The following is a 17,702-nucleotide window of genomic DNA, read 5'->3' on the forward strand; positions in this document are numbered from 1 at the left end:
CAGAGCTTCATTGTATATAGAATGTAGGACTGTTCTTTATCGAAATGTTATATACCTATTTACTTTATTTTTATAGTTCAAATAATGCTCACCATGCACAGATTCTAAATATATTTCCTCTTCTAAAATCATTTTATGAAAAGTTACTCCGAGCAAAAACCAAAGTATAAATAGTATTAATGAAGGAAAAATCAATAAATAGCCACATATAAGAACACTATATGAAAAGAAATATGGATTGCGACTAAATCTGTAAATCCCTGAACTAACTAATTCAGTTTTTTGGTCATACTTAATTCCAACTCTCCAAGAATTACGCATAGCAATCAGTGCTAAAATACCCAGTGCAAAACCAATTGTTACTAATCCAATACCAATATACTTTAAATTACTTATTGTAGAATTCTCTATTTCAAGAATCCAAGAAGGTTGAAGAATTACAAGTCGAAGAAAAATAAAAATATAAATAAAGGTCGAGATGAATATCGAAATTGATAGTTTCAAAGACTTTCCTTTTATAGATTCTTTCGTGTCAAAATAAGTTTTTAGATTCCGAACAGCAAAAGCTAGTACAAAAAATATCAAAACTAACCCTAAATAGATTTTCTCAATCATCTCTTAAAATTTATTTTTCTATGCACCCATGAGCATGCGTAACAACGTTGAATTGTATGAATAGTAACCAATTTTCGCCAGCATTATTGTCCACCGTCATCTTAGCCAAAGCTATTGTTTTGGTTGCAACTTAATATTTTTTTGCTAGTCGAAACAAAATTTTGGCGGTGTTCCCAAAGCGACCTAGCACACGAACACAGACTGATTCGGCCATTATATATACAAAGTATTGAACTAAAACCTTCACGGATTAGAAAAATGAATTCCAATATCTAATAAAGAACTTTAAAACCCGATTAAAATACTTGGGTGGTATCAAAAACGCGTTATAGTTCAACCGCGAATAATCGCTGGGTCTTGCTGAACCAGCGATTATTCCTATTTATTGTAAAGCGTACTTTTTTTCGAAATAATCTTTTATGGTATTTATATAGTTTCTCCTTGCTAACTGTCGAAAGGGAGAAATCATATCCCCTTTTCCAAACGATATTACATTCACTAAAATACCCTCCTTATTGAAAATGATATTTAATTGTGTTTTTATTCCTTCTGGAGCGATAATGTAAGAGTCCTTATTTTTTTGATGCAAAGTCCAACTATTTTGATATATAATTTCTAACACATCCTCCTTATTTTCTGTTACACATAGCCCTTTTACAAATGTTAACTTTGAAGACTTATTAATCCCAATGATAATATGAATTGAAAGCCAAATTGATAGAATTATTCCAATTATGTGCCCCCAAAAGTCTTCTTTAAAACTATCCGCATATACAAAAGGTCCTGATATCGCAATGATCGGAAAAATAACAATCATTGAAACATATGCAATCCAGTCAAAAACCGTTTCAAGAATATTCCGTTTCAATACAAGTCTATTTTTTGTAATAGTCTTTTCTATATCTATGCTATAAATCATTTACTAGGCTATATTTCAATTAAGTTTGAGGCGTATGCTTTACAACGTTGATTGGATGAAGCTGTAATCAATTTGAAAAGCTAAACCAACCAAAACACAACCGAGCCAATTTTTTTTTTTTAAACTTAATGCTTACCTAATACAAATAAAAATTTTGGCGAACAGCAAAGGATAAGCAAAACTTCCAAATCACAACTGACGCTTATTATTTATGCCAGATTGTTACCAATTGGGCTGTTTCATTTTTTAATTATTTTCTCTACATAGGATACATCATCATTTTCAAATTTCAATAAATAAATACCTGGAACAAACCAACTTGTTTGAATAGTTGTTCTTCCATTAATATTAGCTTTGTAAATTATCATTCCTCTAGAATTAATAATCTCAAAATTAAACTCCTGATTTTTTCCCTTTATTTCAATTCTTAAAATATCTGTAACAGGATTGGGTGAAATAACAAATTTAGACTTATTATTAAGTGTACTTTCTAATACAAAATTCGCGACTAGTTCTCTGTTTTTTTTCACTGAGAAACTATAATGTGAATATACTGATACTATTTCACCATTATCTGTCCAATTAAGGAACACATAATCATCAGTTGCTTCTGCTGTAATAGTCGCATTTTGATTGAAATCATAAACAGATTCTCCATACACAATTCCACCGTTAGAAGGGTTCATTTTTGTATTTATCTTAAATTGAAATTTGAGTACATTAAAACCATATATACCCCAACTATAATTGTCAGAGATTTCTCTCCAATAATACCAATGAATTTTTTTATCCCAAGTATCATAAATCGCGTATGTTTTATCTTTTTTATCGTACCCAATACCTGTTACGAAATGGTCTGTATTTCCATCTCCATCAGAATCAACAAGTAACACTACGGGTCTATTATTATCTATTTCCGTAGTAAACACTCCCCAACTAGTTGAATCCGAGAAGTATTCATAAACTCCAAATACCCTATAGCTACTATTCTTCATATTTATATACTCAATAAAAGAGCTTTCAACCATTTTACTCCATGACCATCCCCAATAATTTAATTTCTTACTCTGGGATGTTTCCATAAAATCTGCTATTGAATTTGCTTTATGAGCACCTCCTAATTCTGATTTATCATTTTTTAAATTTGGGAAAGTATCTATTGGTAGAGAATAATTATTATAGTGTTCAGTACTAGCAATAGCTTCATTAATATCGTTACTCTGAAATGAGCCATCACCATCGAATAGATCGGATAATCCATGTGTGTCATAATAACCTATTAGCATTCCTAAAGCCGTTGGTCCACAACCACGATGCCACAGGTAAATAGGAACTCCATCTATTACGACAGTGCTACTATCTCCACTTTTAAGCCTATTCTTTTCAAGCCCAATACTAACTCCATATGGTCTTGTAGAGCTTGTCATGCTTTGCTGAGAATAAAGTGTTATTGATGAAATAGTATTTAATAAGATTAAGAATATAGCATTCCTAACATTTTCACATCCTACTCTAATATTAAATCTATTATTCATATTGGGTTCTTGCTCTACTGCCTTATTGGTAACTCATTTACATTCTCACCGCAAAAGCCGATATACGTATCAGTAAGAATATCTTATTGGATGGTAAAAGTAGATAATTTTATTTTATGTTCAGCTACATATGTTAATTTAGGAATGAGCATACACTAGCAAAAGTAAAATTGATGTGCCTGTATATCGTAAAGGGTGAATCTCGCTAGCGAGATCTCCAGCCCATAAGGGCTCATAATCATTTACTAATGTGCATTTACAAATTTAACACCTTAAATTATTGATTTACTCGCTCTAATAAATGCTTATAATATACCATTTTGGCCCTTGAGTTAGCTTAAGCTAATTCGCATTTAGCCCGTGTATAAATGCAGCTATTTATTAAATCTAAAAATCTAATAATGAAATTACTTTACCACTTAAGTTTAATCATCTTCTTATTATCTGGTGTTACGGCTTTTGCCACAGAATACCATGTTAATCAAAGCAATTCTTCCTCGGGAGATGGAACCGAAGGCAATCCATTTCAAACCATAAAGCAAGCGGCCGATATTATGGTGGCTGGCGATGTTTGTTATATTCATAAAGGAACCTATAGGGAGACTTTAAAGCCTGCTAATTCAGGAACAGCGGCAAACCCTATACGCTTTACTTCTTTTGAAGACGATATTGTTATTATCTCTGCCACTAGCACAATAGGCACATGGCAATTGCATAGCGGAAATATTTACAAAGCCAATGTTTCCATGAATCAAGGCTTGAATAATAACATCTATCTTGATTATGAAAAAATGCAATTGGCACGTTGGCCAAACAATGAGGATAATGATGAATATTCGTTAGATGCAAAGTTTATTAATACCAGCGAAGGAACATTTTCAATGTCGTATATCAGCAACAATGAAATTCCTGATTTCGATTGGACTGGAGGTACCATACATTATTTAGGGGCGCACAGTGGTTGTAGCTGGCAACGCAGCATTACCAATTACGAAAGTTCTTCGCATCAAATTCATTTTGAAGAATTGCCTACTAAATGGCCCTTTGGTACGCATAGTCCACCACGATACGAGAACGGTCACCGCGGTATTTTTTACCTAATGGACAAGCTAGAAGCCTTGGATTATCCACGTGAGTGGTATTACGATGGAAGTACTACTACCCTATATTTTTATGCTCCTGATGGTAATAAGCCCGAGGATGATAAAGTAGAGTACGTAGTTCGTGGCTACTCAGCCGAGTTAGACAGAAACTATATTGAGGTAGATCATCTGAACTTCTTTGGAGGAACGGTACGAATAAGAGGCGATTATAACCAGTTTACGCAATGCATGGTAAAGCACGCTTCCAATCGTTTAATTACTAATAATGGTTCTGCCACCAGAAGTAATCCTGCCATTTTTGTGAACGGAGGCGACTTTAATGTAATTGAGAAATGTGTACTTGAAAACGGTACCACAGACGGTATCATTTTAGATGGACAATCGGATGACAATAGAGTTGAAAATTGTATTGTGCAATATTTTAACACGGTTGGTTTACACGCCTGCCTGGTTCGTAGTCACGGACTTAGAAATAAAATATTGAAGAATTCGATGTATGGTTCGGCGCGCGATGGCTCTAGAGTTACAGGTGAAGATAGTGAGTTTGCTTATAATCATGTACAAAAATGTTTGATCTCGGGTGCTGATGGTGGCTTATTTTATGTTACAGGAAATAGCGTACCTAAAAATATAGAGTTACACCACAACTGGTTTAACGATGCCTATTCGGATGATGAACATGCTGGCCATAAAGCAACAGGTATTTACCTTGATAATGATGCTGCGGGTTTCATAGTACACCATAATGTGGTTTGGGATGTTGAGTGGGGCGGATTGCACTTTAACTGGGATGCCCTAGAAAATGAAATTTACAACAATACCTTTTGGGCTGTGGGTGCCGAAGGACAATCGGTTATAGATAGTTGGGTTCCCGAAAGAAATGGCGTGAGAACCAATGTGCGAGACAATACCTTATATAATAACTTTTCGGATGTTCGCCCTTGGTGGCATTCAGGTGCTGGTGATTTTAGAGTAGATGAAAAAGAATGGAGCGGCCCCGAAGCGGATAATGAATGGGCAAGTAATGAGCAATTTGAGGCCATGCCATTTATTTCTATGAAGGGTAAAAACTTTATGCCAACAGATAACTCTCCTTTAATTGATGCCGCACAAGAAATAAGTGGTATTACTGATGGGTATAATGGTGATGCCCCAGATTTAGGAGCCTACGAATATGGTTCGGAATATTGGGTGGCAGGTGCCGATTGGATACCACAAGGTTTTGCATGGACTCCAGGAACCGATTATTTAGCCATTGATGGAGAATATGTTCCTTCTGTTAGCATTGGCGATATGGCAAAACGTATTACACCAGAAGACTTAAGCATCAATGTAAATTATACCTATACATCTACCGCTAATGGAACTGTACAATTAGAATTACTAGATGAAAATAATATCGTTTTAGCAGAAACAACCAATAATGTAAGGTTTGGTCAGTTTGGTGAAATTCGAAAATTAACTTTAGACAGTGCTTTAGAATTAGGGAGCACCTATAAAATTGTAGCTACACTAAGCCCGGAGGATGGAGAATATACAGCAGTAACAGATGCATTAAACGTAATGGTGTACGATCAAGATTCTTCGGTTGGGAATATCCATAACAATGCCATTAAAGTATACCCAAATCCTGCTAATAAAAATATTTCAATTGTATTTACCAATGGCTTTGCGGATGTTAAAGCCGTTGAAGTTATTGGAGTAGCCGGTATAGTTCATACTTTTAAACCACAAATTTCAGGAGAAGGTAGATTAACTGCTGATATTTCGTCCTTAGAGAATGGCGTTTACCTTATTCGTATTCTGACTAACGATTATGTATTAAAAAGCAAGTTTATAAAAAGCAACTAGAGCACATGTATAATTAATAATGGGTTGTTAGTTTGAGGGCTGAAGTCAGTAGTTGCTTTAATAAAGCGTTACAAGTAAATAGTTTATTATTGGAATGTATTATATGATAGTATTTAAGCGCCTCGTCAGGCTGGCCTCTTTACAAAAGGCTTTTGTTTTAGCTGAAGCTATAGTAAGTTTGGGAAGTTGAGAGCTTTGCTCGAAAATCACCCAAACGCACTTAAGCTTTAGATAAATAAGAACCTATTTGTAAAGCAGCCTTGAACTTCTTTGCGTTTAGCGAATACAATATCAAGTTCACTTGAATATTGTTGAGTGTAGCAAAAATCATAAAGTAATTTCTTTGCCCTGCCTTTGCCGGCAGGCAGGTTTGGGTTGAAAACCCAATACATAATATTATTTAGGACAACATTGATACTACAACTAAAATACTTTAGTAGCTAGTGCTGCTTGCCCAAAGTGGGCATAGCATATTTGAAACAAAATACAATATGATTACACAAGCAAATACAACAAGTGGCTATATATACCGAGAATCAATAAATTTTAATGCACTACCGAATGATAGATTTATCAGATACTAAGCAATGAGAAAATAGAGCTTGATAGAAGTGAAGTGGACAGTGCCCGCGATGCTGATTTTGTATACATACGAACCATGCTGCAGGCCAATGCCATTAGCCGTGATGAAGCCATTAGCACGGCAGCAAAGAGCCTACTAACAGTATTCAGTAGTTTTAATATTAATTTAGATTCATTGGCTTTGGATAGCCAAACCGAAGAACTGGATAGGGTTATGGCGGTATGGACTCGCGATGAAAATAAACCGCACTTTGAAACGCTTGCCTTAACAGCAGATTTGGATAAACTAATAGCCTCGATTAAGAGCTACAAAGATTTTAACCAAACCAGAGGGAATAATACCAACAAACAAACGCCCAAGGTAAGAGAAATACGACGCTATCTACAAAAGCAACTGGTAATGTGGCTCGATATACTTGAAGGCATGGCTAACTTAAACGATGATGCCGCTTGCCTCCAATGCCTTACCGAGGCCAATGTTTTTATTAATACACAAAGCGCTTACCTAAAAACTAAGGCTACCCGAAAAGCAGACACTGAAGTTGATGCTTAGCTTATACCAAAAACATCAATCAGATATTACATTTGGTATTATTTGATTGATGAAAATGTAAAAGGGTGATTGTTGAATCACCCTTTTTTATTGGATTAAAGAGTGTTATGCGTTTTGATATTATAGTGGCTAATACACGATGTATAGCTTTTTTATTGATTTTGCGGCTCGAATATGCGTAGTGTAGGCTATTATTTATTACACATTATTCTGCCTTCGTGCTTTCTTTAGTTGATTAATTTCTCTATCAATTTATGAACCTTTGTACCAAGATATTGGGGATAATCTTCTTCTTCAGAATTAATTTCTTCGGCTCTTAATATTGCATCATTTAGTTTTGGTAAGAAAACCTGTGGATTAGGTCGTTTATTGTAGCCTCTTCCTAATAAATCTCCTAAAACATTGTCTATGTGATTCTTTTTAGCAGATTCTTTTTTGTTCACAAATATTTTATCTTTCTCATCTTGAGTAAAGTCATCCAAATCTTTTAAATGCATAATTAACCAAATCTCAAAACAAGGATTACTCATAGCAAGGAAAAAGTTCTCCTCCTTTTTACAATCTAAAACAAGGTTGTCAAAGTTTATATTATGAATTGTTTCCCAATGATCTCTGTCGATTATTAACCAAAACTCATCAGTTTTTTTGAAATTAAATTCTGTTTTAGCCTCTTTTAGCAATTTCTTAACATCAATTGGATTGGTGCCTCTTTTTGACGGTCTTTTTAATGGTATTGTTTCAATTAAACCACTATTGTTAAAATATTCTGACTTCCTTAAATCCTCAAAATATTTAGGCTCACTTTTCTCACCTTCAAAGGATAAAATAAAGAATTTTTCAGCATTTAAATGGCCTCCTTTTCTTACTGGTTCCGAGCGTTCTCTTGGCATATTGTCTTAATTATGAAGGTAAAACAGTAAGATTGCCTCTATTCCCAATACTTGGTACTCCCTTATACCGACCTAATAGGTAATCCTTTCTAATTTGTTTATCAAATCGAATGTTATAATCCTCTAGAGAATGCAAGTGACTAGCACCGTCATTTTTAACAACAAACCATATCTCATCTTTTCGCAATAGCTTTTGTGTTAAAAGAGTGGATTCATGACTAGCAACTATAAGTTGACTATTAATCCCTTCACTCTTTGATAGAAACAAATCAAAAATTTCATATATCAAATTAGGATGAAGACTTCTTTCCATTTCATCAATGATAAAAACATTATCTCCTTTTAACAAATCAAGTATTAATGGAATAAAATCAATTATTCTATTTGTTCCATCGGATTCATCACTGGTATCGAACAATTCTTGTCTTTCTTGTCCTTTCACATTGTGTTTAGTCATGAATTTTTCAACAATTAACTTACCTTCTTTTCTAGAGAAGAAATACGTCAGACCTTTTGGTGAAACTAGCATAATTCTATTTGTTTCTGTGTCTTCGCTCTTTTCTAATTCAGAGGAAATATCTTCTAGGATTTCATTTGGTATATCTAGATTGCTAATTTTTATTTCGTTTAGGCAAATACCATCTATACCTGTTCCAAAGTAATTTAGTAGCTCTTCAAATATTTGTTGAATTTTAGAGTCACTTTTCAATTCTGATTTTATTCCTGCTTTATACTTGTCATTCGGAAATATAACTTTTAATGCATTTTGAAACCAATCAAGAACATTTAACAAGTCGTTTATATCAGATACATTCTCTTTTACTCTTCTCGTCTTAATTTCTGTCAAAAAAAGTTGATTTTCAGGCGTTCCCTTTGCTGTAAATGCTAAAAATTGCTGTTCTTCTGAATTCTTGTTTCGTTTTAACAAGGGGTCTAAGTTAAAATGGTCTTTATTCTTTATGTTCCTTTCAAAAATCATTGATTCTGACTTTTTTCCAAATTCATAAAGCCATTCTTCAACAATTTCATTTGAATTAAACACAAAACCATAGGCATAGTTTTTGCCTTTATGTTGTATTTCGTACTCAATTCGAGAATTGGACTCTTTTACAGCTACATCCAAGCGATGCGCCTTGTATTTAATAGAATCATCAGACCTTACACCTTTTAATACGAGTCTTCTTCCAAAGTCAATTGCCTTAATTAAATTTGATTTCCCAGAGGCATTTGCTCCATAAACAATAGAAGATTTAAGTGTTTTAATTCCTTTAATTGCAGAATTTTTATGACTAGATTTTAGAGTTCCCTTACCTGGTATTAAGGTGAGTGTTTCTCTATCCTTAAATGACATAAAATTCTCAACTGAATATCTTATTAGCATTTTAATTCTGTATTTTTGTTCAAATATAGTGAAAATATCACATTTAAGCCAAATATACTACTTCGTATAATTAGGAGATAGGTTTATGGCATTTTAACTTACATGAGGCACAACTAACTCATATATACGTATATCATTCTAACGTATGTTATATATACTCACCTAAGGTGTTAATATAAGCTGTTTATTTAGCTCAGTGAAACTAGCAAAAATTCTAATCTATTTTGTTTATTCAACTCAATTTGTACTCAATTAAATAAGCTCGCTTTTTGGTTTAAAACTTTATTGTTTCAGGAGCTTTCAAAATAGTAGTGATCCTTATCGTTGAGGTATAGTGTTGTAGCTAGTATTTAGCTTTCGGTTAGTTTTTATTGCGTCTTAAAAAAAAGTACATCTCACTCAGATATTCGCAAAGAAAAAACGCAAATAACGCAAAGGCTCAATAGTAGCAAAGAATACTTAGCGTTATTTGCGCAAAACTGTAGTTTTATACAGCCCCTTAATGCCTTCTCACTTCAGCCTATGGGCTAAAAACAATATTAGATATAGAAATCAGACAATATATCGCGTCCGTTTTTATCGTAATCCCATAGGTATTCGCCTGTGGCATCCACACACTTCTGACTCACATGGTGCGGCAGCAACGAAACCAAAGGATAACCTTTCTTATTTTTATACATGGCCATATGCTCTAACCACATGGCCTCGGTAATACCAGCAGTATCGTTACCCCCAATATGATCGAGATTAATACCTCTGCCAGGCGATGATTTTAAGGATACCTCGTAGTGCATTTTGGTGCGCGATTGCCAATCGTATTTATCGTTAATCCAAATATCGTTGGTACGAATTACATCGGCATGCTTGGTAAAGAAAATATCAGGCACATGAAACTCCATTTCTATATTTTTATCAATGCACTTGGCTGCCCTATAGAGTTCTTTATGGATGGGTAACATATCGGCTTTGGTATTGTACGACATATCAATTTTAAACTTCATCACCCCCATTTTATAATAACAATGAATCACCTCCGAGGCATACTCAAAGATATCGGCTTGCGGATTTAACCAACGCTCTGCTTTGGGCGATGATGGTTTGGTTGAACGCCAATCGCCCAACATATCAGGATAACGCTGTGCATAGGTACTGGCATGGTGTATTTTTGGGAAAGCAATCCATAAACCCGGTGTAAACCCCTTGTTATTGATCATGTCCATTGTTTTCTGAAAGTCGGGAAACGTTTTTGTATCAGGCACCCACGATCCAAAACCCGATTCTATAGTCCCATCCGGAAACAAACCCCAACCATGGTCTAGGGTCATCTTCCCCTTGGGATAACCATAGGCTATAATTTTATCCAAGTAATCTTTAACAAACTCGTGCGTTAGCAATTTAAAATGCCCCTTACGTACTTTCGATTGTTGCTTTTGCTCCACCCAAGTGCAATATTCCACATCGCCCCAAAACTTAGGGTTACTTTTATAGGGCTGAAAATTAAGGCGTGTCATCATTTTGGTATTGTAATCTTTCCAAGCTGCATCTCCTTTGCCGCTCTCATCAATATAAAGCTCCTGCCCTTCGGGCACTTGTATGCTTAGTGTTTCAACACCATCAAAACTAAAGGTAGAATTCTGATAGGCATAACTTGTCATAAACCCCACAAACTTGCCATCGGTATCCATTATAATGGGTGAACCCGATATACCCCCGCAATTAATGGTAAACGGATTGTGATTAAAGGCCTCGCTACGAAAGAAATTATAACCTGTGCCCTTTTCTTCTGGGGTACTCTGGCTATTGTAGGGCACCAATAAAGGGGCTTTAACTTTTATGCGTACCGTTTCTATTTTACGCGTTCCCTTTACTGTGGATCCCGAAGCATAACCATCTTCTGATTGTTCTATTTTTGATTTTGGTGCTGTGGTACATGCTACTGCACCTGCTGCAAGACCTAGGCCTGCTGTTTTTAAAAAATTTCGTCTGTTGCTCATATTGTAAAGTTTTGTCGTTCACTATTGGGCATTCTGCCCAAACCCTGACTTACTTTTTGTTCTTGATGACAAAAACTAAGGAAAAAACATCAAGGCTGCTTTCCAAATAGGTTTCTTATTTATATAAAGCTTAAGTGCGGCTGGCGGATCTTCGAGTAAACTCTCAGATAGCCAGTCTTACTATAGCTTTATATAAAACAAAATCTATTTGTAAAGAGGCCGCCTACCAAGGCGCTTAAGATTAATCGCACTCAAAATTGCAGTAATTATTCATTACTGATAAGCTGTGAGTTTTCAATTTGTACTCTAGCGTAATAATCAAGTTTATTGAATCAAAAAGCCCTCCCAATATAAAAATCAGGAGGGCCATATCAATTAAGGGTAACTATTCTTACCTTATTTTAGATTTACAATTTACTTGGCACCTTGAGATTGCTTCCTGCGTCGCAATGACGAGGCGGCTACTAATTATAAGTGTTAAATGATAAACGAGAAGCAAAACGTTTATCATTTATAACTTAACACTTATAACTAATTAAGAGATTTATTACTTAGTAAAAGAAGTAATTATTAAAGTCCATTCCTTTATAGTTTTATCATCGGCAGCGGTAACTTTGTACTGCATATCGCTACCCGAAAAATTTTGCATGCTACCCAAATTAGGAGCTGAACCAATGGGAGCAATTTTAGCAGCTGCTGATAAATCGGCATAGCCCACAAGCTCTTCTATGCTTACCATATCCCTAATTTCAGTTGGGAAATCATCCGTAGGCTCATCGCCTGTATCCGAGGCATCGGGCACGGTAATATCGCAACTAATTGTATACGCAATGGTATCAATTGTATAGGCTGTATTCAGTTTCTGAACAAATAAACGGTCGTTACCATTGTTATCGCCCATCCATCTATACTCAAAATTGAAGGCGGTTATATCTGCCTCATCAAAATACTCTATATCATCCAGTCCCAATTTTAGGCATGATGAAAATAGAATAAGCAAGAGTGCGGCACTTATATATTTTAAAGTTTTCATTTGCATTAAATTTTATTGTTTGTAACTATCAATTATTACCAAAGAGGATTCTGATCGTATTTATCATTTAATATACGCTCACCTTCGGGCACAGGGAACAAATAACGGCGCTCAGAGAATCGTTTTTTATGTACGTTGGCATTAATAAACACCGGTTTAATTTCGTAGTTAGTACCATCTTCGTTAATCTCAAAGAACTTATACTCTTTATCGTTTAGCTCTGAAATTACGCTTTCACCTTCGAATTTACCCCAACGTAGTAAAGACCAATATCTGTCGTTCTCAAAAAACAACTCTACCCTACGTTCTCTTTTATAAGCTTCCCAAATTTCAGTTTCGTCGCTTGATACTAATGGAGGTAGTTTACCGTGCTCTACACGCGTTTTATTAATATATTCTACCGCAGTAGAAAAATCCTTTTTCAACAACATCGCTTCAGCATAATTCAGGTACGATCGTCCTAAACGGGCAATATTTTGATGGTAATCGGTATAAACTTTCGCCTTGAATCCTTCAACATCATAAATCCCTTTACGAACAAAATATCCGGTACGAGTAGATAAGTTGGTTCCCTTTTGACTTGAGCTTGGGTGCATATTACCCTCTAAACGCATTGTAATTGTATTGGAAAATAATTGGGTAGAATCGCGAACAACTGAAGCTTCAAAACGAGCATCGCGTGGCACATTATAAATGGCTTCAGAAAGGAATCCACCATTGGTTTCCCAATTTTGATAATACGAAGTTTCGTTCCATTTTTTTGCCATTCCATCCGCATCAACTACTAAGTAATCTTCAACTAAATCGTGCGTAGGCCAGCATTTTGTCCATCCTAAAAAGGATTCCTTTAACTTTGGCTCACCGGTTGTTTTAGCCACTTCCATGTTAGGTACTAATCCTTGCATAGGCGTTAAAACACAGTAGGTAGCATCAATATGACGAAAACGTGTTAGTATTAATTCTGATGAATTTTGAGCTACCTCATAATCATTAAATATTCCTGCGTAATCCGCATCCAATGCATAGCTTAAGGCAAACAAACTCTCACTTGCCGCTTTTGATATATCAATATACTCCTCTTTACCACTTTCAACATAAGCAGCTCCTTGTAAGGCAATTTCGGCAAGCATTGCATAAGCAGCTCCCTGTGTTAAATCTCCCTTAGCGGCGTTGGCAGCAATGGGTAGGTCGGGTGCAGCTTCCTGAAGATCCTTTATAATAAAATCGTAGGTTTCTTTAATGGTAGCTGAGCGAGACATTTTTAAATCGTCTTCCTCGGTTAAAACTCTATCAACTATAACATACTTACCAAACATACGTGCCTTGGTGTAATATATTAAAGCGCGTAACATTTTACCCTGAGCAATTAACTTAGGCTTACTTACGGCTTCAATCCCCTCAGAGGCTGCCACGTTTTCAATCACTAAGTTACAATCGCGTATTACTTCGAATGAGTTTTCTTTAATTGGATTTTTTAAGGATAAGGGTGCTCCTCCATACCAATAGTATGAATTATTGGTTGCCCATCCGGCATCGTAAAACTTATCGATATTATCCAAAGCTACATTATGTGCCTTTTGAGTTAATACATTATCTGAAAAATCCTCGTTACCAACACCCGCCATTTTTTCATCAGGATCAGAGGTGTTTACCAACAGTTCAGGAATAACCGATTGATAAATATTATATACAAAACCTTGAGCTAAGTTAGCGTCATTCCATATATCATCCTCTGTGTATTTATCCAGAGGCTTTGTGTTTAATAAATCATCGCTACATGAGAATGTAAAAATCCCGATGGCAACAATCATTATATTTAAAAGTATTTTCTTCATTTCTCTTTGTTTTAGAATCCTACATTAATACCAACTGAGTAAGTGCGTTGCACGGGATAACCGTAACTTTGTGTTCCTGTGTTTTCAGACAAACTTTGCTCCGGGTCGAAATACTCTTTAACAGGAGACCAAGTAAGCAAGTTGGTACCATTTACAAATACTCGGCATGAAGCCAACCAATTTACATTAGTTAATACTGTTTTTTTAAGATCGTATCCGATTTGCAGATTTTTAAGACGGAAGTATTTCGCATTCTTTAAATAAAAATCTGATGGGTTTTCGCCAACGGTATTATTTCCGCCATTGGGATTATTGGTTTGCGATACACGAGGGAATAATGCATTTGGGTTATCTGGAGTCCAATAATCTAACTGATATTCGTAAGTACGACGCTTGGCTTCAACAATCATAAAATTATCAAAGGCTACGTATCTATCGCCAGCACCTTGGAATAATCCGTTCATAAACCACCCTTTATACCCTAAATTAAAGTCGATACCATAATTAGAACGCGGCATACTTGGTGAGCCAATTAATCGTTTATCTTGCTCATCAATTTTACCATCGCCATTGGTGTCTTCGTAAATCATATCTCCACCTTGTGTTGACGTAGATCCTAGTAAACGAGGATTGTTTAAAATGTCATCCGACGTTTGCGTTAAACCATTGGTTTGATATACGGCTTCGTCGCCCCAATAATCGGTTCTGTTAACCTCAGTTAAATAAGGATTCATTGCGGTAGCCTCATCCTCATCATCTTTTTGCTCCCATAACTGATTAAAATAAGCATAATTAACACCTAGCTCGTATTTAAAAGCGCCGGCATTTCCTTTATATCGTAAGGATAATTCAAACCCTGCTCTACGCTGTGCTGAATTCGACTTAATTTGTGGCAACTCTTTACCTAAAGGTTGGGTATATACGTTTTTAGGACTTTGCAAGAAACCTGTAGTTCGGTAATAAAAATATTCGGCAGTACCACTTAACTTATTACCCAATGTTGAGAAATCTAAACCATAGTTTAACGATGTTCTTTCGTACCAAGTTAGTTCAGCAGGATTCACCAAATTACCTTCAGAGTAGCCGTTAACTAATGTGTTATCGATATTATAAGCGCTTGATTCTAGATTATAAACCGGAATGTACCCAAAACGATTTACCCCTTCGGTTACTCCTGTTACACCATACGAAGCACGTAACTTTAAAGAGTTGATGATATTCTTGTCATCCAGGTTATCCATCCAACCTTCTTCTGAAATATTCCAAGCTACAGAAGCTGCCGGGAAAAAGCCCCATCGTTGGTCTTCGGCAAAATTATCGTTCCCATCGTAACGTCCACTGAACTCAGCAATATACTTGTAGTTATAATCGTATTTAGCTCTAATTACATAACCCGCATTGGCTCCTTCAGTTTCATTACCTGTATTATCTCGTCCATCTAAAGGACCTGCGAATAGCTGATCGACAGCGCTCGATAAATAATTTCTTCGTGAAGCTTCCATTGTTTCACCACCACTGGTGGTTTGGTTGTATACAAAAGTTCCTTCGATACCATGCTTACCAAAAGTGCGAGAGTAGTTTACGCTAGACTCAACATACATACGCTTTTTGTAATAAGCACTTTGTGCCAACTCGGGCGGAGGTTGTACCATTAATGATCCATCAGGCATATATAATGGTGTGTTTACTGACCATTTTTTCTCCCAACCATCACCATCTCTATAATTACCCATAACGCCAACTTTTAAACCTTTAACCCACGGTAAAGACCAATTGGCAAATGCCTGAACATTTATGAATTTATCGCGCGTTCTGTTGTAACCAGACTCAGGACTAATAATGGCTAAAGGATGATCGCCATTACCTCCACCGGCAAGCGTTCCATCAAGGTTATAAGCCCTATACATTGGGTTGGTGTTCTGATTTATGGCACGCCAAATAGAATACATTCCGGCCGATGGCTCTTCGTAGTTTTCAATGCTAGCGTTGATATTTACACCAACCTCTAAACCTATTTCATCAAAGTTGGTAGTCATGTTACTACGCACATTAAAACGATCGTAGTTTACCACATCCTCTTTTAAAATACCTCCTTGATCAATGTATCCTAACGAAACGAAGTAATTGGTTCTTTTATCACCTCCTGTTAAAGATAAATTATGGCGTTGCTGAGGCGCAAAATTCTTAAGCGTCATTTCTGGCCAATTATTATCGGGATAAGTATCTAAATCTTTATGATTTTTAATAATATCCAATTCTTCCTCGGTATAAACCGCATTGGCACCATCGCCATCGTAATAAGCTGCTTGGTTTTGCAACATGGCATACTTATACGAATTCATCATATCAGGTAATATGGTAGGCTCGCTCCATTGGTGGTTGTACGAATAATTTACATTGATTTTTCCTTCTTCACCTCTTTTAGTAGTTACCAAAACAATACCGTTACCTGCACGAGATCCGAATACGGCTGTTGCCGATGCATCTTTCAAGAAAGAGATACTTTCGATATCATCAGAGTTGATGGCATTAAAATCTTGCTCCTCGGTAATTACTCCATCAATAACATATAAGGGTTTTCCGCCACCACGTATAGAGATTGAAGGTGTACTACCTGGTCCTCCTCCATTGTTCTGCACTACTAAACCGGGCACTTGTCCCTGTAAAGACTCACCCGCATTCATAAAAGGTGTATTTTCTAACTGCTCAGCTTTCATGGTTGAAATAGCACCTACCGCTTTACGCTTAGTAGTAGTACCATAACCAATAGCAACAACCTCATCTAACCCAATGGCATCACTTTTTAAGGTGATATTCATGGTAGTCTCGTTACCCACTGCCGCTTCTTGTGTTGCCATTCCAACAAAAGAAAATACCAATACATCAGATGACTTTACATTGGATAAGGTATAAACGCCATCCATATTAGTAATAGTACCAGTAGTTGTTCCTTTTATAGCAACAGAAGCACCAGGCACTGTCATCCCTGTTTCATCAACAATTTTACCAGTAATGGTTTTTGTTTCTTCCTGGATGTTTTGGCTAAAAATTAAAACATTTTTGTCTTCGATACGGTAATTCACCTGCTCTCCCTCCAATGCCTTATTAAGCACTTCATCAACAGTGGCGTCCTCCATTTTAATGGTATGGCGCTTGTTTGTATTTAAATCGTCGGTTTTAAAAAAGAAACCAAAATCACTAGAGTTTTCAATTTCTCTGAATACCTGAATAATAGACGCATCCTCAACATCGATATTGAGTCGAGCATTCTGACTGTAAGAACTTGCTGAAGCCATTACAGTAAATGTTATCATCAGAAACAAGGATAGTTTCATAACACGAATAGTTTTTTTAGACAAGAGTTGCAACATACCCTTGCCATGTAAGTTTTGTTTCATAAATTTGTGATGT

Annotated in this window: 11 protein-coding genes; 2 read left to right on the forward strand and 9 right to left on the reverse strand. The window is 35.9% G+C overall.

Annotation, left to right across the window (positions count from 1 at the left end; all coding sequences use genetic code 11):
• Positions 1-36 precede the first annotated feature (36 nt).
• The 3 genes from A8B35_RS06880 to A8B35_RS06890 all read right to left on the reverse strand — a co-directional run bounded on the left by A8B35_RS06880 (position 37) and on the right by A8B35_RS06890 (position 3,069).
• Positions 37-615 carry a methyltransferase family protein gene (locus tag A8B35_RS06880; protein WP_068471871.1) on the reverse strand — a complete coding sequence of 193 codons (579 nt, stop codon included), beginning with the start codon at positions 613-615 and terminating at the stop codon, positions 37-39.
• Between the two features lie 382 nt (positions 616-997).
• Positions 998-1,483 carry a hypothetical protein gene (locus A8B35_RS06885; RefSeq protein WP_171973166.1) on the reverse strand — a complete coding sequence of 162 codons (486 nt, stop codon included), beginning with the start codon at positions 1,481-1,483 and terminating at the stop codon, positions 998-1,000.
• Positions 1,484-1,773: 290 nt separating this feature from the next.
• Positions 1,774-3,069, reverse strand: a complete 1,296-nt coding sequence (locus A8B35_RS06890; protein ID WP_075602594.1) for a C39 family peptidase — start codon at positions 3,067-3,069, stop codon at positions 1,774-1,776.
• Between the two features lie 401 nt (positions 3,070-3,470).
• On the opposite strand from A8B35_RS06890, the gene A8B35_RS06895 reads away from it, so the two are divergent.
• Together A8B35_RS06895 and A8B35_RS06900 are read left to right on the forward strand one after the other, a co-directional pair.
• A complete protein-coding gene (locus tag A8B35_RS06895) occupies positions 3,471-6,023 on the forward strand; it encodes a T9SS type A sorting domain-containing protein (RefSeq protein ID WP_075602595.1) in 2,553 nt (850 codons plus the stop codon).
• 616 nt (positions 6,024-6,639) lie between these two features.
• Positions 6,640-7,158, forward strand: coding sequence for a DUF6261 family protein (locus A8B35_RS06900; protein WP_075602596.1), 519 nt, complete (start codon positions 6,640-6,642; stop codon positions 7,156-7,158).
• 227 nt (positions 7,159-7,385) lie between these two features.
• Here A8B35_RS06900 and A8B35_RS06905 read toward each other — a convergent pair whose 3' ends face one another.
• From A8B35_RS06905 to A8B35_RS06930, 6 genes are all read right to left on the reverse strand, one after another.
• Positions 7,386-8,048 carry an RloB family protein gene (locus A8B35_RS06905; RefSeq protein ID WP_068471882.1) on the reverse strand — a complete coding sequence of 221 codons (663 nt, stop codon included), beginning with the start codon at positions 8,046-8,048 and terminating at the stop codon, positions 7,386-7,388.
• Positions 8,049-8,058: 10 nt separating this feature from the next.
• Positions 8,059-9,429, reverse strand: coding sequence for an AAA family ATPase (locus A8B35_RS06910; RefSeq protein ID WP_068471884.1), 1,371 nt, complete (start codon positions 9,427-9,429; stop codon positions 8,059-8,061).
• 539 nt (positions 9,430-9,968) lie between these two features.
• A complete protein-coding gene (locus tag A8B35_RS06915; protein WP_068471886.1) occupies positions 9,969-11,423 on the reverse strand; it encodes a twin-arginine translocation signal domain-containing protein in 1,455 nt (484 codons plus the stop codon).
• Between the two features lie 547 nt (positions 11,424-11,970).
• Complete coding sequence (locus A8B35_RS06920; RefSeq protein ID WP_068471953.1) at positions 11,971-12,456, reverse strand: DUF5018-related domain-containing protein; 486 nt, start codon at positions 12,454-12,456, stop codon at positions 11,971-11,973.
• 35 nt (positions 12,457-12,491) lie between these two features.
• Positions 12,492-14,291, reverse strand: a complete 1,800-nt coding sequence (locus A8B35_RS06925; RefSeq protein WP_068471888.1) for a RagB/SusD family nutrient uptake outer membrane protein — start codon at positions 14,289-14,291, stop codon at positions 12,492-12,494.
• Positions 14,292-14,302: 11 nt separating this feature from the next.
• On the reverse strand, positions 14,303-17,689 hold the full coding sequence (locus A8B35_RS06930; RefSeq protein WP_068471889.1) for a TonB-dependent receptor: 3,387 nt from the start codon (positions 17,687-17,689) through the stop codon (positions 14,303-14,305).
• Positions 17,690-17,702: the final 13 nt, after the last annotated feature.

The sequence above is a fragment of the Saccharicrinis aurantiacus genome (genome assembly GCF_001660705.2).
GTDB lineage: Bacteria > Bacteroidota > Bacteroidia > Bacteroidales > Marinilabiliaceae > Saccharicrinis > Saccharicrinis aurantiacus.